The organism is Pseudomonas sp. F8002 (genome assembly GCF_013385495.1).
GTDB lineage: Bacteria > Pseudomonadota > Gammaproteobacteria > Pseudomonadales > Pseudomonadaceae > Aquipseudomonas.
In genome coordinates this window covers 52,786-78,727 of the sequence record NZ_JACAPW010000004.1, presented here as the reverse complement: position 1 = coordinate 78,727, position 25,942 = coordinate 52,786, and the positions used below count along the sequence as shown (strand labels likewise).

Annotated in this window: 20 protein-coding genes; 8 read left to right on the top strand and 12 right to left on the bottom strand. The window is 62.0% G+C overall.

Annotation, left to right across the window (positions count from 1 at the left end):
* The first annotated feature begins 2 nt into the window (after positions 1–2).
* Complete coding sequence (locus tag HX811_RS06580) at positions 3–182, top strand: hypothetical protein (protein WP_177045272.1); 180 nt, start codon at positions 3–5, stop codon at positions 180–182.
* Here HX811_RS06580 and HX811_RS06575 read toward each other — a convergent pair.
* A complete protein-coding gene (locus HX811_RS06575) occupies positions 179–1,240 on the bottom strand; it encodes an AI-2E family transporter (protein WP_003211223.1) in 1,062 nt (353 codons plus the stop codon). The genes HX811_RS06580 and HX811_RS06575 overlap by 4 nt on opposite strands.
* A gap of 149 nt (positions 1,241–1,389) precedes the next feature.
* Here HX811_RS06575 and yegQ point away from each other — a divergent pair, with 149 nt between their 5' ends.
* From yegQ to HX811_RS06555, 4 genes are all read left to right on the top strand, one after another.
* Complete coding sequence (gene yegQ / locus HX811_RS06570; protein WP_177045270.1) at positions 1,390–2,709, top strand: tRNA 5-hydroxyuridine modification protein YegQ; 1,320 nt, start codon at positions 1,390–1,392, stop codon at positions 2,707–2,709.
* A 398-nt stretch (positions 2,710–3,107) separates the two neighbouring features.
* Complete coding sequence (locus tag HX811_RS06565) at positions 3,108–4,349, top strand: exonuclease SbcCD subunit D C-terminal domain-containing protein (RefSeq protein WP_134326895.1); 1,242 nt, start codon at positions 3,108–3,110, stop codon at positions 4,347–4,349.
* Entirely contained in the window at positions 4,346–7,984 is a 3,639-nt protein-coding gene (locus HX811_RS06560) for an SbcC/MukB-like Walker B domain-containing protein (protein WP_177045268.1), read from the top strand. Before HX811_RS06565 ends, HX811_RS06560 begins: the two co-directional genes overlap by 4 nt.
* Positions 7,981–8,574: a glutathione S-transferase gene (locus HX811_RS06555; RefSeq protein ID WP_177045266.1), complete on the top strand. Its 594-nt coding sequence runs from the start codon at positions 7,981–7,983 to the stop codon at positions 8,572–8,574. The genes HX811_RS06560 and HX811_RS06555 overlap by 4 nt, the downstream gene beginning before the upstream one ends.
* Before the next feature lie 131 nt (positions 8,575–8,705).
* Here the strand turns inward: HX811_RS06555 and HX811_RS06550 are convergent, their stop codons facing one another.
* From HX811_RS06550 to HX811_RS06530, 5 genes are all read right to left on the bottom strand, one after another.
* A complete protein-coding gene (locus tag HX811_RS06550; protein ID WP_003211212.1) occupies positions 8,706–8,885 on the bottom strand; it encodes a hypothetical protein in 180 nt (59 codons plus the stop codon).
* Between the two features lie 156 nt (positions 8,886–9,041).
* Positions 9,042–10,217 (bottom strand): lactonase family protein, encoded by a 1,176-nt coding sequence (locus HX811_RS06545; protein WP_177045264.1) that lies wholly within the window; start codon positions 10,215–10,217, stop codon positions 9,042–9,044.
* The gene (locus tag HX811_RS06540; protein ID WP_177045262.1) at positions 10,204–10,500 is read right to left on the bottom strand and encodes a DUF5629 family protein; all 297 of its coding nucleotides are present in this window, start codon (positions 10,498–10,500) and stop codon (positions 10,204–10,206) included. Before HX811_RS06540 ends, HX811_RS06545 begins: the two co-directional genes overlap by 14 nt.
* 118 nt (positions 10,501–10,618) lie before the next feature.
* Positions 10,619–12,994: an RND family transporter gene (locus HX811_RS06535; RefSeq protein WP_003211205.1), complete on the bottom strand. Its 2,376-nt coding sequence runs from the start codon at positions 12,992–12,994 to the stop codon at positions 10,619–10,621.
* Between the two features lie 15 nt (positions 12,995–13,009).
* Positions 13,010–14,050: a YCF48-related protein gene (locus HX811_RS06530; protein ID WP_256344394.1), complete on the bottom strand. Its 1,041-nt coding sequence runs from the start codon at positions 14,048–14,050 to the stop codon at positions 13,010–13,012.
* Positions 14,051–14,477: 427 nt separating this feature from the next.
* Here HX811_RS06530 and HX811_RS06525 point away from each other — a divergent pair, with 427 nt between their 5' ends.
* Positions 14,478–15,593 (top strand): Gfo/Idh/MocA family protein, encoded by a 1,116-nt coding sequence (locus tag HX811_RS06525; RefSeq protein ID WP_177045258.1) that lies wholly within the window; start codon positions 14,478–14,480, stop codon positions 15,591–15,593.
* A gap of 120 nt (positions 15,594–15,713) precedes the next feature.
* Here the strand turns inward: HX811_RS06525 and HX811_RS06520 are convergent, their stop codons facing one another.
* From HX811_RS06520 to HX811_RS06500, 5 genes are all read right to left on the bottom strand, one after another.
* A complete protein-coding gene (locus HX811_RS06520) occupies positions 15,714–18,833 on the bottom strand; it encodes an efflux RND transporter permease subunit (protein WP_177045256.1) in 3,120 nt (1,039 codons plus the stop codon).
* Positions 18,830–20,101, bottom strand: a complete 1,272-nt coding sequence (locus HX811_RS06515) for an efflux RND transporter periplasmic adaptor subunit (RefSeq protein WP_177045254.1) — start codon at positions 20,099–20,101, stop codon at positions 18,830–18,832. The genes HX811_RS06520 and HX811_RS06515 overlap by 4 nt, the downstream gene beginning before the upstream one ends.
* On the bottom strand, positions 20,094–21,332 hold the full coding sequence (locus HX811_RS06510; protein ID WP_177045252.1) for a TolC family protein: 1,239 nt from the start codon (positions 21,330–21,332) through the stop codon (positions 20,094–20,096). The genes HX811_RS06515 and HX811_RS06510 overlap by 8 nt, the downstream gene beginning before the upstream one ends.
* 96 nt (positions 21,333–21,428) lie before the next feature.
* Positions 21,429–21,773, bottom strand: coding sequence for a hypothetical protein (locus tag HX811_RS06505; RefSeq protein ID WP_008435958.1), 345 nt, complete (start codon positions 21,771–21,773; stop codon positions 21,429–21,431).
* A 297-nt stretch (positions 21,774–22,070) separates the two neighbouring features.
* Complete coding sequence (locus tag HX811_RS06500) at positions 22,071–22,976, bottom strand: hypothetical protein (RefSeq protein WP_177045251.1); 906 nt, start codon at positions 22,974–22,976, stop codon at positions 22,071–22,073.
* Positions 22,977–23,344: 368 nt separating this feature from the next.
* Between HX811_RS06500 and HX811_RS06495 the strand changes: the two genes are divergently transcribed.
* Complete coding sequence (locus tag HX811_RS06495; RefSeq protein ID WP_003219726.1) at positions 23,345–24,028, top strand: response regulator transcription factor; 684 nt, start codon at positions 23,345–23,347, stop codon at positions 24,026–24,028.
* Positions 24,006–25,403 (top strand): cell wall metabolism sensor histidine kinase WalK, encoded by a 1,398-nt coding sequence (locus HX811_RS06490; protein WP_008435962.1) that lies wholly within the window; start codon positions 24,006–24,008, stop codon positions 25,401–25,403. The genes HX811_RS06495 and HX811_RS06490 overlap by 23 nt, the downstream gene beginning before the upstream one ends.
* Positions 25,404–25,522: 119 nt before the next feature.
* Here HX811_RS06490 and HX811_RS06485 read toward each other — a convergent pair whose 3' ends face one another.
* A complete protein-coding gene (locus tag HX811_RS06485) occupies positions 25,523–25,939 on the bottom strand; it encodes an SRPBCC family protein (protein ID WP_102369400.1) in 417 nt (138 codons plus the stop codon).
* Positions 25,940–25,942: the final 3 nt, after the last annotated feature.

The following is a 25,942-nucleotide window of genomic DNA, read 5'->3' as shown; positions in this document are numbered from 1 at the left end:
TCATGCCCACTATTCAAATCATGTCCGTCATCGGCAGTGCCGTTCCCGCCCCTCTTCGGGAGCTGGGTCTGCTCGCCTGCTGGTACCTGGTACGCGATGGCGAACCCGTCAGCGGCCCACTCACCTCGTTGCCAGCCGCCCAGGCCCTGTCGGTCAAAATGGCGCATTGCTTTCATGCCTAAGGCAGTTGCACCCGCGGTTTGGTTTCCACAAACAGCGCCCAGCTGGACATGAACAACGCAGCAATCAGTGGCCCGATGACAAAGCCGTTCAAGCCAAAGATCGACAGGCCGCCCAAGGTTGAGATAAGGATCAGGTAATCCGGCATGCGGGTGTCCTTGCCCACCAGGATGGGCCTTAGCACATTGTCCACCAGCCCGATCACAAATACCCCGAACAACCCGAGCACCACGCCCTGCCAGATCGACCCGCTCAGCAGGAAGTACGCCGCCACCGGCCCCCACACGATCCCCGCGCCCACCGCCGGCAGCAGCGACAGAAACGCCATCAACACCGCCCAGAGCAACGCGCTGGGAATGTCGAGAAACCAGAAGATCAAACCACCCAATGCCCCTTGCGTGACCGCCACCAGCACGTTGCCTTTCACTGTGGCCCGCACCACCCGGTTGAACTTCAGTTGCAGGCGACGCTTCTGCGGTTCGGCCAGCGGCACCGCGGTGCGCACCTTGCGTACCAGCTCGGGGCCATCGCGCAGCAGGAAGTACAGCAAGTACAGCATGATGAAAAAGCTCACCAGGAAGTCAAAGGTGCCCTGGCCGAAGCTGAACGCCTGGGTCGCAAAAAACTGGCTGCCCTGCATCGCACTCTTGACGATCTTCTCCCGCAGGCCTTCCAGGTTGCCCATGCCGAAGCGGTCCAGCAGATGCTGGAAATACGGTGGCAGGAAGTTCTTGAACTGCTCGATATACCCGGCAACGTCGAGCTTGCCGCTCTCGACGTTCTTGTAAAGCGTCGCGCCCTCCTGCACCAGCAAGGCACTGGTGATGATCACCGGCAGAATCGCGATTATCAGGCACACCGTCAGGGTTGCCAGGGATGTGAGGTTGCGGTTCCAGCCAAAACGTTGCTGGAAGCGCCGTTGCATCGGCGCAAAGATGATCCCCAGGATCACCGCCCAGAACACCGCGCCGTAGAACGGCAGCAAAATCCAGATAAACGCGATGGTCACCAGGGCGAGCAGTAACAGCAGGGTTTTGAATTGCAGATTGGTTTGGTTCATGTCCGGTCCATGTCTAAAACACCAGGCGCTCATGTGCGCCTTGATGTTTAGTCCACTGCAAATCCCGCGAGTGCCCTACTTATTAGACCTGGATCAATAAACTGCGCACCCGGCCCGGCTACCCTGCCGCCCTTTTGCGACCCGAACCCATGCCTCCCGTTATCGCCCCCGAACTGCTCGCCCCCGCCGGCACCCTGAAAAACATGCGTTATGCCTTTGCCTACGGTGCCGATGCCGTCTACGCCGGGCAACCGCGCTACAGCCTGCGGGTGCGCAATAACGAGTTCGACCACGCCAACCTCGCCCTCGGCATCCAGGAAGCCCAGGCCCAGGGCAAGCGGTTCTATGTGGTGGTCAACATAGCGCCTCACAACGCCAAGCTGAAAACCTTCCTCAAGGACCTTGCCCCGGTGATCGCCATGGGCCCGGATGCGCTGATCATGTCCGACCCGGGCCTGATCATGCTGGTGCGCCGGCACTTCCCGCACATGCCGATCCACCTGTCGGTGCAGGCCAATACCGTGAACTGGGCCAGCGTCGAATTCTGGCAGGCGCAGGGCATCTGCCGGATCATCCTGTCGCGGGAGTTGTCGCTGGAGGAAATCGACGAGATTCGCCAGCAAGTCCCCGCCATGGAGCTGGAAGTATTTGTGCACGGCGCGCTGTGCATGGCCTATTCCGGGCGCTGCCTGCTGTCGGGCTACATGAACAAGCGGGATGCCAACCAGGGCACCTGCACCAACGCCTGCCGCTGGAAATACCAGGCGACGCCGGCGGTGGAAAACGCCGCCGGCGACATCGTGCAGCACTATGCGCCCGAGCCGACCCTGGGCCTCGGTGCGCCCACCGACCAGGTGTTCCTGCTGCAGGAGGCCAATCGGCCCGACGAACAGATGCCCGCCTTCGAAGATGAACACGGCACCTACATCATGAACGCCAAGGACCTGCGGGCGGTGCAGCACGTCGAGCGGCTGACGCGCATGGGCGTGCACTCGTTGAAGATCGAAGGCCGCACCAAATCCCACTTTTACTGCGCCCGCACCACCCAGGTATATCGCCAGGCGATTGATGACGCGGTGGCCGGGCGCGACTTTGACCGGGGCTTGATGACCAACCTCGAATCCCTGGCCCAGCGCGGCTACACCGAGGGTTTCCTGCGCCGGCACGTGCACGATGAGTATCAGAACTATCAGAACGGCAGCTCGGTGTCCGAACGCCAGCAGTTCGTCGGCGAACTGACCGGTGAACGGCGCGGCGAACTGGCCGAGGTCAAGGTCAAGAACCGTTTTGCCGTGGGCAATCACCTGGAACTGATGACCCCGACGGGGAATTTCCACTTTGACCTGGGCTCATTGCACAACGCCAAGGGCGAGGCCATCGCGGTGGCGCCGGGTGACGGGCATACGGTGTATTTGCCGATCCCGGCGGAGATGGACCTGTGTTTCGGCCTTTTGATGCGCGACGTTTAATGCGCCAAACACCTTGATGAGTGTGAGACAGCTTGCTGTGTTGAGGGAGAGTGTTGTGGTGAGGGAGAGTTTGTGGTGTCGGAGCTTGCTGTGGTGTGGGAGCTTGCTCCCGCTGGGGCGCGAAGCGGCCCTTATCCGGCTGATGCGGTTTTCCAGGAAGAAGCGCATTTGCCTGTTTTGGGGCTGCTTCGCAACCCAGCGGGAGCAAGCTCCCTCGCCACACCAAGCTCCCACACCACAAACTCTCCCCCACCACAGCACTCTCCTTCACCACAGCAAGCTCCTCACCACAAAAAGCAGGGCGTACGCGCAATAGGTTCATTTGCAAAGTAGAATTGGCGGTTCTGCGTACCGCCACCTTGTCTTGAGCGGTCACCCTATTTTTTACGGAGATCGCCTTGCGTCTGTTTCATACCTCCGACTGGCACCTTGGGCAAAACCTGCACGGCCAGGAACGCGACTTCGAACACACCTGCTTCCTCGACTGGCTGCTGGGCCAGTTGGGCCTGCATCGCCCTGATGTGCTGTTGATCGCCGGCGATATTTTCGACACGGTCAACCCGCCACTCAAGGCCCAGGAGCGGCTGTACGACTTCATCATCAGCGCCCATGAGCAAAACCCTGCACTGACCATCGTGATGATCGCCGGCAACCACGACTCCGGCTCGCGCATCGAACTGCCGGCGCCGTTGATGCGCCGCCTGCGCACCCACGCCCTGGGCCGAGTGCTGTGGCTGGATGACGGACAACTGGACGTCGAACGCCTGCTGATTCCATTGCCCGGTGCCGACGGTGAAATTGCCGGCTGGTGCCTGGCCCTGCCGTTCCTGCGCCCGGCCGAAGTGACCGGCGCACAACTGGGGGACGATTACCTGCGGGGCATCGGCCAGGTTCACGAGTGGCTGATTGCTGCCGCCAACGCCAAGCGCCAGCCGGGCCAGGCGCTGGTTGCCATCAGCCATGCGCACATGGCTGGCGGTTCAGTGTCGGAAGATTCCGAGCGCAGCCTGATCATCGGCAATGCCGAAGCGCTGCCCGCCAGCCTGTTCGATGCCAGCGTCAGCTATGTGGCCCTCGGCCATTTGCACAAACCCCAGCGGGTGAATGGCGAGGAGCGGATTCGCTACTGCGGCTCGCCGATTCCGCTGTCATTCTCGGAAATCGGCTACCAGCACCAGATCCTCGACGTGCAACTGGACGGCGAAACCCTGGTCAGCGTCGAATCCCGCCTGATCCCGCGCTCGGTCAACCTGCAACGCCTGGAAGCCGCGCCCCTGGCCGACATCCTCAAGCAACTGGCCGAGCTGCCCGACATCGACCTGCTGGCCGAAACCCAGCGCCAACCCTGGCTGGAAGTGCGGGTGCGCCTCGACGAGCCGCAACCCGACCTGCGCCAGCAAGTGGAAAACGCCCTGCAAGGCAAGGCCGTGCGCCTGGTGCGCATCGCCGCTGAATACGCAGGCGCGGGCAGCCGCGAAGACAGTCAGGAAGACCGCCTGATCGAACTTGATCAGCTCACACCCCAGGAATTGTTCAGCCGCGCCTGGCAGGAAAGCTACGGCAGTGAAGTGGACGAACAGACTCTGAAGGACTTCGCCGTGCTGCTCCAGGAAGTGCAACAGGAGGGCGAACAGCCATGAAGATCCTCGCGATTCGCCTGAAAAACCTCGCCTCCCTGGCGGGACCGTTTGAAATCGACTTTACCGCCGAGCCCCTGGCCAGTGCCGGGTTGTTCGCGATTACCGGGCCCACGGGTGCCGGCAAAAGTACCTTGCTTGATGCGTTGTGCCTGGCGCTGTTTGGCGCCGTGCCGCGCCTGGGGGATACCGGCCAGGCGAAGATGCCGGATGCCGACACTGATATTTCCATCGGTGACCCGCGCACCCTGATACGTCGGGGCACGGGCGGCGGTTATGCCGAAGTGGATTTTGTCGGGGTCAGTGGCCGTCGCTACCGCGCCCGCTGGGAAGCCAACCGCGCCCGCGACAAGGCCAGCGGCAAGCTGCAAGCCAGTCGCCAAAGCCTGATCGACCTCGACAGTGAGCAACTGCTGGCCAGCCAGAAAACCGAATACAAGACCCAGCTGGAACTGGCCCTGGGCTTGAACTTCGAGCAGTTCACCCGCGCCGTGTTGCTGGCGCAAAGTGAGTTCAGTGCGTTCCTCAAGGCCAACGACAACGAGCGCAGCGAACTGCTGGAAAAGCTCACCGACACCGCGCTCTACACCCAACTCGGCCGCCGCGCGTTCGATAAGGCCAAGGATGCCCGGGACGCCCACAAAAACCTGCAAGACCAGGCCACCGGCGTTACCCCGCTGGCTCCTGAAGCCCGCGCCGAGCTGGACGAACAACTGGCTGCCGCCCAGCAGCAGCTCAAGACCCAGCAGGCGCAACTCAAACAGCTTGAGCTGCAGCACACCTGGCTCAAGGAACTGCGGGAATGGCAGGAGCGCCAACAAGGCGCGGTCGAGCAACTGCACCAGGCCCAGCAACACTGGGAAAGCCAGGGCCCGCAACGCCTGGACCTCAACCGCCTGGAACAACTGGCGCCGCAACGTCATCACTTCGCCCGCCAGGCTGAACTGACCACGCAGTTGCAGCCGCTCGCTGCGCAGATCCAGCAGCACCTTGAGCAACAAACTGCACTGCACACCCGCCAGACCCAACTGCAACAGCAGCAGGCTGAGGTGCAAACCGCTCTCGCCCAGGCTCTGAAACAACAAGCCGATGCGGTCCCCCTGCTGCGTCAGGCTTTCGAGGAGCAAACCACCCTCGCCCACTTGACCCGTGAGCTGGCCAAGCGCAGCGAAGAAAAACAGCTGGGCGAAGCCGCCTGTGTGGAAGGCCAGGCTGCGTTGACCGGCTTGCTCGACAAGCAAAAACTCGTCGCCGAGCGCCTGCACCGGCTGGCCGCAGAACTTGAACGCAGCGCCGCCCTCGCGCCGTTGAGTGAGGCGTGGACCTACCAGCGCGAGCGTCTGCAGCAGTTGATGGTCATCGGCGGTCGCCTTAAAAAAGGCACCGAAGAACTGCCCCAACTGGAAGAGCGCGCCACCCGCCTCGGCCAGAAGTGGACCGAGCAACGCGAAGCCCTTGACCTGCTGTACCACGAAGCCGGCGCCGAACCCCATGCAGTGGCCGAACAGATCCAGTTGCTCGGCAGCCTGCTCCAGGACAACCGCAAGCAACATCGCGCGTTTGAGGACCTGGCGCGGCTGTGGAACAGCCATCAGCAACTCGACAGCCAGAGCCAGGCCCTGACGCAAAAGCAGACCCTCGCCCAGCAACAACGCGAACTGTTGAACCAGAGCGGCTTGCAGGCCAAGGCCGAGTTGGCCGTCGCCGAACAGACCCTGACCGTCACCAAGCAACTGCTGGAGCGCCAGCGCCTGGCCCGCAGTGCCAGCGTCGAGGAATTGCGCGGCCAGCTTCAGGATGAGCAGCCGTGCCCGGTGTGCGGCAGCGTCGAGCACCCGTATCACCAGCCCGAAGCCATGCTGCAAAGCCTGACCCGCCACGACGAAAGCGAAGAAGCCAACGCGCAGCAAGCCGTGGATGTGCTCAAGGAAAAACTCACTGACCTGCGTGGCGAAGTGGGCGGCCTGATCGCCCAGCAAAAGGAATTCCTGCAACAACAGGAGCAACTCGCCAGCCAGTTGCAGACCTTGCTGCCAAGCCTTGAAGCCCATCCGCTGTCGGCCTCGCTGTTCAACCAGGACGCGGCCAAGCGCGACGACTGGCTCGCCCAGCAACTGAGCCAGCTCATCCAGAGCCTCACCCAGGACGAGCAACGCCAGGGCGCCCTGCTCAACCTGCAACAGAACGCTGGGCGTTTGCAGCAACAACTGCAAGCCGCCCAGGACGCCAGCCAACAGGCGCGCCAGTTACTGATCGACCAGCAACGGGAACTGTCCAACGACCGCGAACGCCTGGACGAAGAACTCAACGCCTTCGCCAGCCTGCTGCCCACCGAGACCCTCGAAGGCCTGCGCAGCGAGCCGGCGGCGACCTTCATGTTGCTCGACCAGCAGGTCAGCCAGCGCCTGGAACAGCTCGACAACCAAAAGGAAGAATTGGCCGAGCAGCTACAGCGCCAGCAAGCCATCGAGAAAGAGCAGGACCGCCAGCAACACCGCCAGCAGCAGCTGGAGACTTTGCACAAACAGCTCGCCGAACAGAGCGCCCTGCAACACGCCGCCAAGGAAAAACTCGCCGGCCTACTGGGCGAAAACTCCAGCGCCGAACACTGGCAACAGCAATTGGACCTGGCCGTCGACCAGGCGCGGCAACATGAGGCCGAGGCCAACCAACAGTTGCAGGACACCCGCAACCAGTTGATCCAACTGGCCGCCGACCTCAAATCGCTGCAAGAACGCCAACAGTCCCTGGAAACCGAACACGCGGCCCTCACTACGCGCCTGAGCGACTGGCGCGCGTTGCACCCGGAACTCGATGACGAAGGCCTGGCGCGCCTGGTGGCCTTCGATGAGCCGCAGGTGGCCGAGCTACGCCAGCAACTGCAACACAGCGAAAAAGCCATCGAGCAGGCCAAGGTGTTGCTGCAAGAGCGCGAACAGCGGCTCAAGGATCACCAGGCGCTGCACAACGGCAACCTCGACGCCGAGCAACTGGACAGCGCCCTGGTCGAACTCAATGCCGCGCTGATCATTGGCGAAAAACACTGCGCCGAACTGCGCGCCCAACAGGCCGACGACCAGCGCCGCCAGGATGCCAACCAGGCCTTGGCGGCCGAGATCGCCAAGGCCTACGACGAATGGCAACGCTGGGCACGCCTGAATGCGCTGATCGGCTCGGCCACCGGCGATACCTTCCGCAAGATCGCCCAGGCCTACAACCTCGACCTGCTGGTGCACCACGCCAACGTGCAACTGCGCCAACTGGTGCGCCGCTACCGCCTCAAGCGCGGCGGCAGCATGCTCGGCCTGCTGGTACTCGACACGGAGATGGGCGACGAACTGCGTTCGGTGCACTCGTTGTCCGGCGGCGAGACGTTCCTGGTGTCGCTGGCGCTGGCCTTGGGCCTGGCGTCGATGGCGTCGAGCACGTTGAAGATCGAGTCGCTGTTTATCGACGAAGGCTTCGGCAGTCTCGACCCCGAGTCGCTGCAACTGGCGATGGACGCCCTCGACGGCTTGCAGGCCCAGGGCCGCAAGGTGGCGGTGATTTCCCATGTGCAGGAAATGCACGAGCGGATTCCGGTGCAGATTCAGGTCAAGCGCCAGGGCAATGGCTTGAGCACCCTGGAGGTCAAGTGAGCGACGCCGTGTTGTATTCGTTCCGCCGTTGCCCCTATGCGATGCGGGCGCGGATGGCCCTGCGGTATTCGGGGGTGGCGGTGCAGATCATCGAGGTCAGCCTCAAGGCCAAGCCGGCTGAGATGCTCGCGTTGTCACCCAAAGGCACGGTGCCGGTGCTGAGTGTGGATGGCCGGGTGATCGATGAAAGCCTGGCGATCATGCGCTGGGCACTGGCACAGAACGATCCTGAAGGTTGGTTGCTTGGGGATGATCGAGCGACGCAGGCGCTGATTGAAGAGAATGATCAGGGCTTCAAACATCAATTGAATCGATACAAGTATGCCGAGCGCTATCCGGAGTATCCGATGGAGCATTATCGGGCCGAGGGTGAGGTGTTTTTGATGAGGCTGGAGGGGTTGCTGGCGGAGCGGGAGTATTTGCTGGCCGGGCATTTGAGCCTGGCGGATGTGGCACTTGCGCCGTTTGTGCGGCAGTTTGCCCATGTGGATCGGGAGTGGTTTGGCCAGGCGCCGTATCCGCGGTTGCGAGCTTGGTTGCAGCGGTTTCTGGAATCGCCGTTGTTCATCGCCGTGATGGCAAAAACCTGAGACTGTCGCAGGACAAAATGTGGGAGCGGGCTTGCTCGCGAAGGCGGTGTATCAGTCAGCCCATGTATAGACTGACCCGGTGCTTTCGCGAGCAAGCCCGCTCCCACATTTGATCGTCATCAGCTTCAAGATCAGTTCTGGATTTTGTGGTCCAGCGCTGCATAGAAGTTGGCGCTTTGTTGCAGGTATTTCTGGGTGTAGGCGCTGGTGCTGGTTTTTTTGCTGCTGATTTCAACACTGGCGCTGGCTGGCAACGCTACGGTGGCGGAAACAGCGGAAGCGGCGATGATCGAGAAAAGATTGAAGTTCATGTCGGTAACCCTTGTGTTCGGTTGGCTTGGTGGCCTGTGCTGGCCTTGGAACCAAACTTACGCCCGAGGGGATAGCCTTAGAAATTCATTGAAACACTAGCCGCTATTAATAGTATTAATACAACCAGTCAGGCCCCGCACTGCGGGGCCTGTGGCTTATTGCCGCACCAGGAACTTGAGGTCGCTGGGGGCATCAATCGCCAGTTTCTGCACGGTTTTGCCCAAAAGACCGGTCTTGGGATCGCGCTCGACGACCACAATCTCGTTGCTCTTCTGGTTGGCGATCAGCAGGAACTTGCCGCTGGGGTCCAGGACGAACTCCCGGGGATGGTCACCTTCCACCGACCGGCGCTGGATCTCTTTGAGCTGCGTAGTGGCCGGGTCGATGGCAAACACCAGCATCTGGTTGGCGGTGCCTCGGTTGCTCACGTAGAGGAACTTGCCGTCGCTTGAGGTGTGCAGTGCAGCACCGGCCTTGTCGGACACCGGCTGTCCATCCGCGAAGTTGACCAGTTGCTTCTGGGTCAGCTTGCCATCGTTGTAGTCGAACACCGCCACTTGCGCGCTCATCTCGGTGGTCAGCCACGCGTGCTTGCCGTCTGCGGTGAACAGCAGGTGCCGCGGGCCGCTGCCCGGTGGCAATTGCACAAACGCAGGGTCGGCCGGGGTCAGCGGCAGTTCGTGGTTGGCCTTGGGGTCGTAGTGGTAGGCAAAGATCTTGTCCGCCCCCAGGTCCTGGACAAACACGTATTTGCCGTCCGGCGAAGACACCACCGAATGCACGTGGTTGGACGCCTGGCGCTCCGGGTTGACCCGGCTGGCCGGGTGCCCGCTCAACTGCACTGGCGGCGACAGCTTGCCTTGGGCGTCTAGCGGCAACACCGCGAGGCTGCCGCCCGGATCTTCCAGCACCGAATAGTTGGCCACGAACAGGTAGCGCCCGTCACTGGCCAGGCTGGAATGGGTCGGCTCGTTGCCCAGGCTCTGCACCTGGTTGATCAGGGTCAGTTGATGGTTCTTCGGGTCGATGCTGTAGCTGCTGACGCGCCCCACCGGGTCTTTTTGGCCCGGGCCGTTTTCGTTGACCACAAACAGGTGCTTCTGGTCCTTGGACAGGGTCAGCCACGACGGGTTGGCCGCCTTGGCGGCGAGCACCGGCTGGCCGCTGAACTGCCCGGTACGGCTGTCGAACTGCAAACGGTAGATACCTTCGCTGGTGCCGGCGGTGTAGCTGCCCACCAGCAACTCATAGGTGTCCACCGGCGCGGCCTGGACCGACATTGCGCCTACGCTGCCGGCCATCAGCAGGGGCCAGAATTTACGCATCATCATCCGCTTCATCCTCGTCATTATTGTTGCCGGTGACGCCGCTCATGCAGACCAGGCGGTGTTCGCCCGAGTCACCGGTAAGGGTCCAGCTTTGCAGGGTTTGATCAAAGGTCGCCGCCTTGACTTGCTCCAGGGTGAAACTCCAGCGCTTCTCGGCGCGACCGTCCATGCAGATGATCAATAACGTCTGGTCATCCAGGCTGAAATCGAAGGTGTGCAGGCCATCGATTTCGACCATCTGGCAGTCTTCAAAAGCGTCGGGCAAGGTAGCGGTGTCGGCAGTCATAACCATCAATCATCAAGAGGAAAGACCTCATGATAGGTCAAATCGTTGCATCGGCCTAAGCCCGCGCAATGCAAAACGCCGTGGCACAGGCCACGGCGTTTTGGCAAACAGCGTTGGATCAGTGGGCGAACAGCGAATTGCCTTTCTGCCCCGCCAGCTTCTCGGGCTTGATCAGGAAGCGTGCCAGCGCCGGCAGCAGCCACAGCGCGCCGAACATGTTCCACAGCAGCATGAAGGTCAGCATCAGACCCATGTCGGCCTGGAACTTGATGGCCGAGAAGATCCAGGTGCATACGCCGATTGCCAGGCACAGGCCGGTGAACAGCACGGCTTTACCGGTGGACTTGAGCGTCTGGTAATAGGCTTCCTGCAACGGCAAACCGGCGCGCAGGAAACTCTCCAGGCGGCTGTAGATGTAGATGCCGTAGTCCACGCCGATCCCCACCCCCAGCGCCACCACCGGCAAGGTCGCGACCTTGACGCCGATGCCCATGAACGCCATCAGCGCGTTGCCCAGCACCGAGGTCAGCACCAGCGGCAGCACGATGCACAGGGTCGCCGCCCACGAGCGGAAGGTGATCATGCACATGGTGGCCACGCACAGGTACACCAGGATCAGGATGGTCAGCTCGGACTCCTTGATCACCTCGTTGGTGGCCGCCTCGATCCCGGCGTTACCGGCGGCGAGGATGAATTCCAGGCCGTCCTTGTTGTTCTCCTTGGCGAAGTCCTGCACCGCATGCACCGCGCGGTCGAGAGTTTCGGCCTTGTGGTCGTTGAGGAACACCAGCACCGGCGCCAGGGAGCAATTGTTGTTGTACAGGCCATCGGCGCGGGCAATGGAGTTGTTCAGCACGTCCGGGTTGCGCGACAGGGTTTCCCATTTCAGGTTGCCCTCGTTCATGCCCTTGATCATCTGCTTGGACACGGTCACCAGCGAGATGGCCGACTGCACGCCTTCGGTGTTCTGCATCTTCCACATCAACTGGTCGATGGGCGCCATGGCTTCATACCGCGAGCAGCCTTCGGGCGGAGTCTTGACCATCACCACCAGCACGTCGGAGCTGGTGGAGTAGTTGTTGATGATGAAATTGTTGTCCTTGTTGTATCGCGAGTCCGGGCGCAGTTCCGGTGCACCCTGGTCGAGGTCACCGATCTTCAGGTTCTGGCTGTACCAGAGGCCGCCACCAAAGGCGATCAGCGCCAGGGCAATCGACACCGGCGCGACCTTGGGGCTGGCGAACTTCGACAGCAGGCGCCAGAACGGGTGTTCGCGGTGCGCATCCTTCTTGCTCTTGGCGATGGCGCGTTTGCTGATGCCGACATAGGAGATCGCCACCGGCAGCAGGATCAGGTTGGTGAACACGATGACCGCCACACCCACCGAAGCACCGATTGCCAGCTCGCGGATCACGCCGATATCGATGATCAACAGGGTGATAAAACCGACCGCATCGGCGAGGATCGCGATCATGCCCGGCAGGAACAGCTGGCGGAAGGTACGCCGGGCCGCGGTCAGGGCGTTGTCGGCATCACTGGATTGCAGGGCGATGCCGTTGATCTTCTGTACGCCGTGGGAAATACCGATAGCGAAGATCAGGAACGGCACGAGCATCGAGTAGGGATCCAGCCCGAAACCCAGGGCATGCATCAGCCCGAGCTGCCAGATCACCGCCACCAGCGTGGTGCTCAACACCGCGACGGTACTGCGCAGGCAGTTGGTAAACCACAGCAGCAGCACCAGGGTGATGACGAAGGCGATACCGAAGAACATCACCACCATCACCAGGCCGTCGATCAGGTCGCCGACCTTCTTGGCAAAACCGACAATGTGGATCTTGACGTTGGGGTTCTGCGCTTCGAACTTGTCGCGGATCTTGTCTTCGAGTTCATGGGAGAACTTACGGTAGTCCAGGGCCAGCAGCTTGCCCTGGTCCTGTGGGTCCGGATAGGACTCCAGCAGCGGAATGTCGACGATGCTCGACTTGAAGTCGTTGGCCACCAACCGTCCGACCTGCCCGGACTTCAGCACGTTGTTGCGCAACTGGTCGAGGCTTTCCGGCGAGCCGTTGTAGCTCTGCGGGATCACTTCACCGCCGGCAAAGCCTTCTTCGGTAACTTCGGTCCAGCGCACGCTGGGGCTCCACAGGGACTTGAGCCCGGAGCGGTCGACGCCGGAGATGTAGAACACCTCGTCGTTGATCTGGCGCAGGGTCTCCATGTACTCCTTCGTGAAGATGTCACCGTCCTTGGCCTCCACCGAAATGCGCACCGTGTTGCCCAGGTTCGCCAGGTCGTTGCGGTGCTCCATCATCCTCTCGATGAAGGGGTGCTGGAGGGGGATCATTTTTTCGAAGCTGGTGGACGGGCGAATCAACGTCGCCTGCCAGAACAGGAAAATACTCACCAGCAGGCAGATCGTGATGACTGCCGGGCGGTTATTGAAAATCAGGCGCTCGAGAAACGTGGCCTTGTCGTTGTGATGACTGCTCATGGTGTCCCCGCCTTCTTATTGTTTTGTCGGCTCGGCGCCGGTTGGACTGGCCACGCGAACGCCGCCCTGCCCCGCCAGAATCAAGTTGCCGTTGCCCGCCGCGGTGACCGCCGACAGCGAAATGCGGTCCGGGCGATTGAATACGCTGAAGGTCAGGCCGTCGTCGTGGCTGACCACCACGCTGCCACCGTTGCCCACTACCACGATGGAACCGTCGTCCAGCAGGGTCGCCCCCGACAAACCGAATTCCAGCGCGCCACGAGTGGCGTTCAGTTCCACCGGCTCCCAGGTGCTGCCAAAATCCGTGGAGCGGAACAGGTTGCCACGCAGGCCGTAGGCCAACAGCGTCTGCGCCTGGGCGGTGCCGATCACGCCGAACAGCGAGCCCTCGTAGGGGCCTTCGAGTTTTTCCCAGGTTTGCCCCTCGTCATGGGAGCGGAACATGCTGCCCTGCTCACCGACGATAAACAGCCCGGCGTCTTTCACCTGGGCGATGGCGTTGAGGTGGTATTGGTCTTCGTTGTCGAGGCGGTCGCTGACGTCGTCCCAGGTCTTGCCCCCGTCGGTGGTTTCGATCAGCGCACCGTAGGCACCCACGGCAAAGCCGTTGCTGGCGTCCTTGAACCAGACGTCGAGCAACGGTGCTTCGCGCTTGAGGTCCTGGAATTGTTGGGTCCAGGTCATGCCGCCGTCGGTGGTGGCGAGGATCTGTGCGTCATGGCCCACCGCCCAGCCGTGTTGGTCGTCGGCAAAAAACACGGCGGTCAGCAGTTGCCGGGTGGGGACTTTGGCTTGAGTCCAGGTGGCGCCCTGGTCGTCGGAATAGAGGATGTGCCCGCGATCACCGACCGCGACCAGGCGTTTGCCTGCGTGGACCACGTCGATCATCAGGCTTTTGGCGGCCTTGGGGGAGTCAATGGCGAACACCGCGGCGGCGGTGGTTTCTGTGGCGGCATGGGCCGGTGTCGACAACGCGACAACCCCCAGCAACGAGAGCGCTGTGGCCAGCAATGCGACCCTGCGCGTGGCCTTCGGGCGGAAAAACACCACACCCATGACAGGCTCACTCATAGACCTTTCTCCCATTTATTATTGTTAGGTCGTCTTGCCGTGGGGAGCCCTGAAACCTGCAATCTAGAGCGCCTTGGGCAAGCTGGGCCATCCTAGCGGGCTTTGGAATCGTCTGACAATCGGCGCTACGTTATGTTTTGTTAACTGGAGGGGTTTGGGTTGGTGCTGAATGTAGTGCTATCAGCGGCGGTGATCCGTGGAGGGGGGCTGTTGGGGTGAGGGGGCTTGCTTCCGCTGGAGTGCGCAGGGCGCCTACGCTTTTTGGGGCCGCTGCGCAGCCCAGCGGGAGCAAGCTCCCTCGCCACGGGTGAGGTGTGGGCCTTGGAATGAATTTTTATTCTATGTGTTGAGTTTTGGGAATATTTATTCCATAAATAGGCTTCTCAATACAATAATTCGAAGGAACCCGGCTATGCGCGAACTCGGAATCGGCCTGATTGGTACAGGCTTTATGGGGCGTGCCCACGCCTTGGCGTTCAATAATGCGCGGGCGGTGTTCGAGCTGCCGGTGAAGCTCAAGCTGGCCGCCCTGGCCGATGCCGATACCGAGCGCGCAATACGCTGCGCCGCTGACTGGGGGTTTGCCCAGGCCCATGGCGACTGGCAGCAGTTGATTGACGATCCCAAGGTGGATGTTGTCGCCATCACTACTCCCAACCATTTGCACTACCCCATGGCCATGGCTGCACTGGCGGCAGGCAAGGCGGTGTATTGCGAGAAGCCGCTGGCGGTGAGCCTGGAGCAGGCGGCCGCGATGCGTGATGCGGCGAGCAAGGCCGGGGTGGTGACGCGGGTGGGTTACAACTATCAGCACAACCCGATGATTGGCTTGGCCCGGCAGTTGATCGCCCGCGGTGAGTTGGGGGAGATCATCAGTTTTCAGGGGGAGTTCAGCGAGGATTTCATGGCGGATTCGGCGTCGCCGTGGTCGTGGCGCTGTGAGGTGGGACATGCCGGCGGTGCGTTGGCGGATCTGGGCAGCCATTTACTGTCCATGGCGCGCTATTTGGTGGGGGATGTGGTGAGTGTGTGTGCCGATACGCAAACGGTGCACGGGCAGCGGCCTGCCACCGCCGGGAGTGAGACGCTGCGGGAGATTGCGGTGGATGACCAGGTGCATGCGTTGTTGCGGTTTGCCAATGGGGCACGGGGGACGGTGAGCAGTAGCTGGCTGAAGCATGGGTATAAGAATCACCTGAGCTTTGAGATCAGTGGCACCCGGGGCACGTTGTTGTTTGATCAGGAACGGTTGAATGAATTGCAGCTGTTTCGGGTTGGGCAGGAGGGGTTTCAGCGGGTGTTGGCGGGGCCTTCGTTGCCAGGGTATGCGGCGTTCAGTCCGGCGCCGGGGCATCAGTTGGGGTACAACGAATTGAAGACGCTGGAGGTGCATGAGTTGGTGATGGCGTTGGCCGGCAAGGGGAGTGACGGGACGGATTTTGCGGCGGCTTGGGAGGTTGAGCGGTTGGCGGCGGCGATTCGGGTGGCGGCTCGGGAAGAGCGGTGGGTCAGGCTGGAAGAGGTCTGAAGCTTGTAGAGGATTAAATGTGGCGAGGGAGCTTGCTCCCGCTGGGGCGCGAAGCGGACCCAAAAAATGGGCCTGCTGCGCAGTCCAGCGGGAGCAAGCTCCCTCGCCACAGGTTATGGGTTAGTCATCAGTTTGGGGGCGGCGCATGAGGCGGTAGGCCGCCGGGATGACGAAGAGGGAGAGCAAGGGCGCTGTGAGCATGCCGCCAATCATGGGCGCGGCAATCCGGCTCATGACTTCGCTGCCGGTGCCGCCGCCTAAAAGGATCGGCAGCAAGCCGGCGATGATTACGGCCACAGTCATCGCCTTGGGCCGCACGCGTAATACGGCACCTTCGGTGATGGCTTCCAGCAGGGCCTGGTCCCCTCCTCCCTGGCGTTCGGCCCAGGCGTTTTTCAAATACAGCAGCATGATCACGCCGAAATCCGCCGACACCCCCGCCAACGCGATAAATCCAACACCCGTAGCCACCGACAGGTTGAAGCCCAGCCAGTACAGCAACCACACCCCACCCGTCAGCGCGAACGGCAAGGTGGCGAGGATCAGCAGCGCCTCATCCACCCGCCGGAACGTCAGGTACAGCAGCACGAAGATGATCAGCAAGGTCGCCGGCACCACCAGTTTCAGGCGCTCATTGGCCCGCTCCAGGAACTCGAACTGCCCCGAGTAGCTGAGGCTCATGCCCGGTTGCAGTTGCACGTTCTGGTTGATCGCCTCGCGCAAGTCCTTCACCACCGACGCCAGGTCGCGATCACGCACGTCAATGTACACCCAGCCGGAAGGCCGGGCGTTTTCGCTCTTGAGCATCGGCGGGCCTTCTCTGACCTTGATCCTGGCCACGGTGCCCAGAGTGATCTGGCTGCCTGACGGCGTATAGATCGGCAGGTTGCTCATCGCGCTCACCGAGTCGCGCCATTCTTTCGGGTAGCGCAGGTTGATGGGAAACCGCGCCAAGCCTTCGACGGTCTCGCCGATGTTTTCCCCGCCAATCGCCCCGGAGACAATGGACTGCACATCGCTGATGTTCAGGCCATAACGCGCGGCGGCCGGGCGGTCGATATCCACGTCGATGTAGCGCCCGCCCGTCAGGCGTTCCGCCAGCGCCGAGCTGACGCCGGGCACCGTCTTGGCGACCTTTTCCACGGCCTGGGTCACGGCGTCGATGTCCATCAGGCTGGAACCCGCGACCTTCACGCCGATCGGGCTTTTGACCCCGGTGGCGAGCATGTCGATGCGGTTGCGGATCGGCGGAATCCAGATGTTGGTCAGCCCCGGCACCTGCACCACCCGGTCGAGTTCCTTCACCAGTTTTTCCGGGGTCATGCCCGGCCGCCATTGGTCTCGCGGCTTGAACTCGATGGTGGTTTCGAACATTTCCAGCGGCGCCGGGTCGGTGGCGGTTTCGGCGCGGCCGGCCTTGCCGAACACGTGGGCGACTTCCGGCACGCTCTTGATCAAGCGGTCGTTACGTTGCAGCAATGCGCCGGCAGTTTGCGTCGACAAACCAGGCAACGCCGACGGCATATACAACAGGTCGCCCTCATCCAGCGGCGGCAGGAATTCACCGCCCAGGTGCGACACCGGCCATAGCGCACTGGCGACCATCAGCAGCGCGACCAGCAAGGTCATGCGCGGCCAGCGCAACACCGCGTCGAGGGCCGGTTGGTAGAGTTTGATCAGGCCGCGATTCAGCGGGTTGCGTTGCTCATCGGGAATACGCCCGCGAATCCAGTAGCCCATCAGCACCGGGATCAGGGTCACCGACAACCCCGCCGCAGCGGCCATGGCATAGGTCTTGGTGTAGGCCAGCGGCCCGAACAAGCGGCCTTCCTGGGCTTGCAGGGTGAACACCGGGATAAACGACAAGGTGATGATCAGCAGGCAGAAAAACAACGCCGGCCCCACCTCCACTGCCGCATCGGTGATGACCTTCCAATGCGCCTCCCCCTTCAATTCCTGGTTCGGATGCGCGTGGTGCCAGGCTTCGATTTTCTTGTGGGCATTCTCGATCATCACCACCGCGCCATCGACCATCGCGCCGATGGCAATCGCAATCCCGCCCAGGGACATGATGTTCGCGTTGATGCCCTGGAAGCGCATGACGATAAAGGCAATCAACACCCCCACCGGCAACGAAATGATCGCCACCAGCGAGGAGCGCAGGTGCCACAGGAAGATCCCGCACACCAGCGCCACCACCAGGAACTCTTCGAGCAGCTTGTGGCTGAGGTTGTCCACGGCGCGGTCGATGAGTTTGCTGCGATCGTAGGTGGTGACGATTTCCACCCCGGGCGGCAGGCTGGTTTGCAGTTGCTCCAGCTTGGTCTTGACCGCCGCGATGGCCTCGCGGGCGTTCTTGCCGCTGCGCAGGATCACCACGCCGCCCACCGCCTCGCCTTCGCCATCCAGTTCACTGATGCCCCGGCGCATGTCCGGGCCCAGCTGGATCGTCGCTACATCCCCAAGGGTCACCGGCACGTTGTGGGTGTCGAGCCGCAGGGGAATGCCGCGAAAGTCCTCCAGGGTTTTCAGGTAGCCGGACGCACGCACCATGTATTCCGACTCACCCATGTTCAGCACCGAACCGCCGGTTTCCTGGTTGGCCTTGCCGATGGCTTCCACCACCTGGGCCTGGGTAATGCCGCGACTGGCCAGGGCCAGCGGGTCGATCTGCACCTGGTACTGCTTGACCTGGCCGCCGATGGTCGCCACTTCGGCGACATTGGGCAGGGTCTTGAGCTCGAACTTGAGGAACCAGTCCTGCAACGAGCGCAGTTGCGCCAGGTCGTGTTTGCCGGTGCGGTCCACCAGCGCGTACTGGTAGATCCAGCCGACACCGGTGGCATCCGGGCCCAGCGCCGGCTTGGCCGATGCCGGCAAACGCGCCTGCAACTGGCTCAGGTATTCCAGCACCCGCGAGCGCGCCCAATACAGGTCGGTGCCCTCGTCGAACAGCACGTAGACGTAGCTGTCGCCGAAGAACGAAAAGCCGCGCACGGTCTTCGCACCCGGCACCGAGAGCATGGTGGTGGTCATCGGGTAAGTGACCTGGTTCTCGACAATCTGCGGAGCCTGGCCCGGGTACGGCGTGCGGATGATCACCTGCACATCCGACAGGTCCGGCAAAGCGTCCACCGGAGTGTTCTGGATCGACCACAAACCCCAGGCCGTCACGAATAAAGTCGCCAACAACACCAAAAAGCGGTTGGCCACCGACCAGCGAATCAACAGGGCGATCATGGCCGGGCTCCCGGTTGCATGCTCATGCCGTCCATGGCCCCCTCATCTGAAAAACCGCCGGACGATTGAGTGGTAATACCCTTCAAACTTGCTTCGGAGTCCAGCAGAAATTGACCGGAGGCCACCACCTGCTGGCCTTCCTGCAGGCCGGCGAGGATGACGGTGTTGTCCTGGTTTTCTGCACCCACCTGGACTTCTACCGGGCGATATCGCCCGCCCTCCTCGGCCACCATCACCAGCACGCGTTTGCCGGTGCGAATCAACGCCTCGCTCGGCAGCAACAGCACCGATTGGCCGCTGGATTGGGCCAGGCGCACCTGGGCGGTCATACCGGGGCGCAACATACCGTCAGGGTTGGGCAGTTCGACCCGAACCTGCACGGTGCGACTGTCCATGGCGGTTGCCGGCAGAATCGCGGCGACGGTGCCTTTGACGACTTGTCCCGGCAACCCGACAAAACGGCTCTCGACCGTTTGCCCAACGGCCAGCGCGGCGCCCTGGGCTTCAGGCACGGCGACCTGCAGCCACACGGTGCCCAGGCCATTGACCCGCGCCAGGGTTTGGCCCGCCGCGACGGTCATGCCTTCGCGTACGTCGAGGGTTTGCAACGCGCCGCCCAGCGGGGTGGTGATGGTCATCACCGATTGCACCCGGCCGCTGCGCTCCATCTGCGTGATCAACCCGGCAGGCATTCCGCTCAAGCGCAGACGCTGGCGGGCGGCAGCCAACAAACCCGGATCGCTATGTCGCAGAGCAAGGAACTCTTCCTGAGCGGCGGCCCATTCGGGCACCAGAATGTCCGCCAGGGGCGCCTGAGCCTTGAGCACATCCCCCGGCGCACGGGCGTAAACCCGCTCGACAAATCCCGCAGCGCGCGCCTGCACCACCGCCACATCGCGGTCGTTGAAGGCGAGGATTCCCGACAGCTCAAGACTTGACGCCAGCACCCCACGGCTGGCGCTCGCCAGGCGCACGCCGATGTTCTGGGTCAGGCTGGGGTCGACCTGAATCGCCGCACTCTCCTCGGCGCCACCGGCGTAGCGCGGCACCAGTTGCATGTCCATGAAGGGCGACTTGCCCGGCTTGTCGAATTTCTGCTGCGGGTACATCGGGTCGTACCAGTACAGCGCCTTTTTCTCGTCCGGCGCCTGCATCGTCCCGGCCATGGCCGGCTGTGCCTCGCGCATCTGCGCCAGCCAGTAGCCGCCGCCCAGGCCCAGCAGCAACACGCCGCCCAACAGGGCCACGTTCAGGATTCGGTTATTCATTGGCGGGTTCCCCGTAAGCGAAATACAGCTGGGCGCCGGTCAGGGCGCGCTGCTCAATGGCGTCAATCTGTTTGAAGCGCGCCTCGACCCACTCGCGGCGGGCGCTGACCACGCTCATCAGGTCGCCCTTGCCCGCGCGATACCCCGCCAGGCTAAGCGACACTTTCTCCTCGGCCAGCGGCACCAGGCTGTCCTGGCTGCGCTGCACGGCGCGGTCCAGGCGCTGGTAGTTGGCCAGGTCGTCTTCGAGTTCCTGGGTATGTTCACGGGTCTTGGCTTCGCGTTCGGCGTCCAGTTGGTCGAGTTCGGCCTGCTTGGCGGCGATACCGGGGTTTTGTCGGCGACCGGGGAAGATCGGCAAATCGAAGGTGAATTGCAGGCTGACCATGTCCCCGTACTCACGGCCTCGGTGCTGGTAGTCCACTTCCCAACTCCAGTCCGAGGTCTTTTGCGCCCTGGCCTCGTTCAGCCGGGCTTCGGCCTCGCGGGTGCGCGGTGCAAAGGCTTGCAGAACCGGGTGCTGGTGCAGGTTGTGGGTGAAACCGGTGGTGTCGATTTTCCAGTTCGGCAATTGCCCGCTGGGGGCTTCACTGGCGGCCGGGCCGATCCAGCGCTTGAGGGCCGCCCGGGCCTGGGCGCGTTGCTGGATCAGCTCATCCTCGCGCTCGGCCAGGTCAGCCGCTTCCTGCTTCGGGATCACGACGTCGGAAGGCTGCCCGCGACCGCCGGCCAGTTGCGCACGCACGGTGTCTTGCAGCAGGCGATTTTGCTGATAGAAGTCCTTGAACAGCGCCTCTTTACGCTCCACCGCATAGGCGCGAATCCACGCCTGGGCGGTGGCCTGACGCACATTCAAGCGCTCGATCCGGCCTTCGGCGGCCGCCGTGTCCACGCTGGCCGACGCCAACTCAACCCGTGCCTTGCGCTTGTCGCGGCTGGGCACTTGTTGCTGGATGCCGATCATTTGCTCGGTCATGTCATCGCCATACAACGTGCCGCGATTGGGCCCGCCAACGGGGAAATTTTGCAGGCCTACTACCAGTTTCGGGTCCGGCAGCTCGCCGGCCGGAATCGCCGCCTGGGTCGCGGCCTGCAATTTGGAGGATTCAGCCGTCAGCGACGGCGCGTTGTTTTGCGCCAGGCGCAAGGCTTCATCCAGAGTCAGCGCAGACGCCAGCGTCGGCCACGCCAGCACGCCCATCATCAGGGCACGCACGCATAGGAAATTCATCTTGAAGTGTCCTGTTCTGTTGCGCTGCGCACCGCTTCACGCGGCCCACAGCAAGGCCGTCCCGGTTCAGGGACGAGTCTTCAGGTGCAACAGGATTCAGCGACGGGGCGGGCGCCAGACGCCGGACGGCGTGCGGTCGGGAATGAAGTCGGAAGAGACGCTGACAACCAGCGCATTGGAAGCAGTCACCGGGGCCTTGAGCACCGGCATCGACAATTGCAGCATGCCGCCGGTCTTGCACTCCTGGCCGGGCTTGCAGCTTTTGCCGTGATCGGCGGCTGCGCCGTCCTGGCAACAGTCAGGGGCCATGTCGCTCATCATCTGCATGTCGGACATCTGCATCGGGCACGGCTCGGTGCTCGACGGCACACCCGCCATCCCGGTCAGGGGAAGCGCAAGACTCAACATCAGCACCAGGAAAAAACGCAGATAGCGGCTCATGGGACGGGAGCTTAGCCAGAAGGCGGTTAAGCAACAATTAACAAAATCCGGAGATTTCGCCTTCGCCCGGAATGCAGCAACGACACAAAACAAAATGTGGGAGCGGGCTTGCTCGCGAAAGCGGTGTATCAGCCAATCCATATGTGACTGATACACCGCTTTCGCGAGCAAGCCCGCTCCCACATGGGGACCGAGCAAGCCTGAGGATCAGTGCATGAAGATCGCGATCAGGATAATGACCGGGATAGGCACACCGAGGAAAAACAGCAGTAATGAGCGCATGACGTTCTCCTTGAATTAACGAACGGAAGTGGTGTGGGGAGTGGTTTCCAGATACACCACGGCATCCCGGCGACGACCACCAAAGGTTGCAGCGAGGCTGGCAAAAAACGCACCGATCAACAGCGCCACGAAGGTCCACAGCGACGTGTAGGCAGCCACTTTTGCAGCCGTGTCGGCAGCCTGCTTGGCTTTCAACTTGGCGTCATCCAGGGCTTTTTGAGCCTGGCCATAGACCTGGTCAACACGCGCCTCGGCATCGGCCTGGCTGAGGTTGGTCCGCTGGCTGATCAACTGTGCAAGGTACGCACGGTCTTCAGATGCCAGCTGACCATTGTTGCTCACGGTACGAGCGAAGATGCGGGCGACCACACCATGCACCGCGTCATCACTGACGGCGGCCGGGCGATCATCACGGAACAGGCTGTCGACGTAGTAGCCAAAGTCTTCGCCCTTGGAGGCAGCGCCAGCCACCTGGCTCATGCCACTGGCGGCACCCGAGGCCACACTGGCACCGGCCTTCACACCACCGCTGACCACACTGCTGACCGAACCGACGATCAGCACCGCCGTCACCAGTGTCGCCACGGCCCAGGCCAGGAAGCCATGGGCGGTGTCGCGAAAGTACACCTCATCGCCGTGCATATTGGCCCATTTCACCCGCAGGCGACCGGCGATGTAACCGCCCATCCCCGACGCGATGATTTGCGTAACCGCCAGCCAGACAATGGTAGAAATGCCAAGCCCTTTGGCGCTGATGCCACTGTCGGCCCACGGCGACACCGCCGAAAAGCCCAGGCCGAAGCCCAGCAGTACCAGAATCAAGGACAGCGCAGCCGCGGCAGCGGCCCCGGCAAAGATCGCGCCCCAGGAAACCCCGGAGAGCGTGCTCGACTCTTGCAGCGTGGATGAGGATGTAATCATTGTTGTTTTGCTCCAGGCATGAAAAATAGTGTTACAAGTCTCAAAAGGGACAGTGCAGGCGACGTGCCAGAAGCTCTAAAATTAAAACTTCATATATTTCAACAACTTAATTAAGTTGAACTAATTTGAACCATGCAACTTGCAAGAAATGGCCTGGAGCGGCGGGCGTATTGCATTCCTCGTAGGAAATAACCCGTACGCACGCCGTGGCATACAAAAAATCCTACACACACAGCGTTCGTTCAGATTCAGCGGGTTATGGTGAATTGTGTCGTTTGTGCCTACATAAATTTTTATTTAGGAAGCGGGCTATCATTTCTTGGCAAAATGCCCGCACTTCAGTGTGAATCGCTCACCAGGTAATCCTTATGACCCGCATTTTGACCATCGAGGACGACGCCGTAACGGCCCGCGAGATCGTTGCCGAGCTGAGTAGCCATGGACTGGACGTAGACTGGGTAGACAATGGCCGCGAAGGCCTGGTCCGTGCCGTCAGCGGTGATTACGACCTGATCACCCTCGACCGCATGCTCCCGGAACTGGATGGACTGGCCATCGTCACCACCCTGCGCACCATCGGCGTATCCACGCCGATCCTGATGATCAGCGCCCTCTCCGATGTGGATGAACGGGTACGCGGCCTGCGGGCCGGTGGTGATGACTACCTGACCAAACCGTTCGCCTCCGACGAAATGGCCGCCCGCGTCGAAGTGCTGCTGCGGCGCAAAAGCACGGTCAAGGAGTTCGAAACTGCCTTGCGCGTGGCGGATCTGGAACTGAACCTGATCAGCCGTGAAGCCAGCCGTGCCGAACAGCCCCTGAGCCTGTTGCCGACCGAATACAAACTGCTGGAATTCCTGATGCGCAACACCGGGCAAATCCTCTCGCGGATGATGATCTTCGAGGAAGTCTGGGGTTATCACTTCGACCCGGGCACCAACCTGATCGACGTGCACATCGGTCGCCTGCGCAAAAAAATCGACCCGCCGGGCCTCACGCCGCTGATCCGCACGGTACGAGGTTCCGGGTATGTCATTGCTGAACCCCTCTAAAGGCTGGCGCTCTTCCAGCAGCCGGCTGCTGGCGCTCTACAGTTCGTTGTTCGTGGCCTGGAGCTGCATCCTCATGGGCGTGCTGTACTACGAGGTGTCCGGTTACCTGGGCGACCTCTCGCGCCACTCCCTGATGCAGCGCCAGCACCTGTTCCAGCGGTTTGACGGCGAAGAGCTGGTGGAAGCCCTGACCACCAGCATGACCTTCGACATGAAGGGCGTTGACGCCTACGGCCTGTTCGACAATCAGTTCAACCCGATCAGCGGCCCGATCCGCGTGATACCGCCCGACCTGCCAATGGACGGACACATCCACGCCCTGGCCAACTGCATCGACTCCGACGACCCGAAACTGCCGCGCGACAGCTGCGACGCCGTAGCCACCCACACCGAAGACGGCCGCTGGCTGATCCTGGTGCGGGCCAACGGCTCGCTGTTCGGCGTGACGCGGATCATCCTGCACGCCTTGCTGTGGGGGATCACCCTGACGATCATTCCCGGCGCGGCCGGCTGGCACCTGCTCAGGCGGCGCCCGTTGCGGCGGATTCGCGGGATCCAGGCGAGTGCCGAAGCCATCGTGGCCGGCGACCTGACCCACCGTTTGCCATTGTCCGACCGACGCGACGAACTGGACATGCTGGCAGCCATCGTCAACGCGATGCTCGACCGTATCGAGAAGTTGATGAACGAGGTCAAGGGCGTGTGCGACAACATCGCCCACGACCTGCGCACCCCGCTCACACGCTTGCGGGCACAGCTGTACCGAATCCAGCAACAGGCTGATGAAGACGCGCCCCACGCCCTGCAACTGGACGCGGCCATCGCCGAGACCGATACCTTGATGGCGCGTTTTCGCGGCCTGCTGCGGATTTCCGAACTGGAAGACCATCAGCGCCGCTCGGGCTTCCTGGTGCTTGATCCCCTGCCCTTGCTGCAGGAACTCCACGACTTCTACCTGCCCCTGGCAGAAGAAGGCGAGATGGAACTGCTGCTGCAAGTGCCGGACTCATTGCCCTGGATCACCGGTGACCGCGCGCTGCTGTTCGAAGCCCTGGCCAACCTGCTGAGCAACTCGATCAAATTCACCCCGCCGGGCGGCGAAGTGATTTTGCGCGGCGTGAACGATGCCGGCAGCACCCGCATTGAAGTGCTCGACTCCGGCCCCGGGATTCCGGCGGCGGAACGTGCGGCAGTGTTCCAGCGGTTTTACCGGGTGGACGAAGGCAATCAGCAACAAGGCGGGTTTGGGTTGGGGCTGTCGATTGTGGCCGCGATCATCAACCTGCACGGTTTCAAGCTGGAAGTCGGCAGCAGCGAACGAGGCGGCGCGAAGCTGATCCTCGAATGCCGCCAACAACTGATGCCCGAAGCCTGAAGAACACCACAAAACCAATGTGGGAGCGGGCTTGCTCGCGAATGCGGAGTGTCAGTCAACCCATCTGGCACTGATCCACCGCATTCGCGAGCAAGCCCGCTCCCACATTTGATCTTCATTCAGCCTGGGAAATTGCCACGCAACGCATCCAGCCCACCGCTGTAGACACCGCTGAACAACTCCTCCACCGCCGCATCCGTCACACCGGCCACCGGAGTAAACACGCCCGACCAGGTTACCTTCGCGGAGCTGTCACCCAGCGCCTCAACCTTCAACGTCGCCAAATACTCACTCACCGGAAACGGCGACTCGCTGATCGAATAACTGTAGGTACGCGCCGCATCATCAAAGCGTTGCAACCGTTCCACCACCACCCCGCCATCCGCCGTTTGCAGGTGGCGCACGCGCCCGCCTTCACTCGGCTCGCTCTTGACGATAAAGGGCAGCCAGTCCGGCAGCGAATTGAAGCCGCCGACCAATTGCCAAACCTGTTCGGCCGAAACCGGGATTTCAATAACAGCAGATGCTTTTGCCACGAT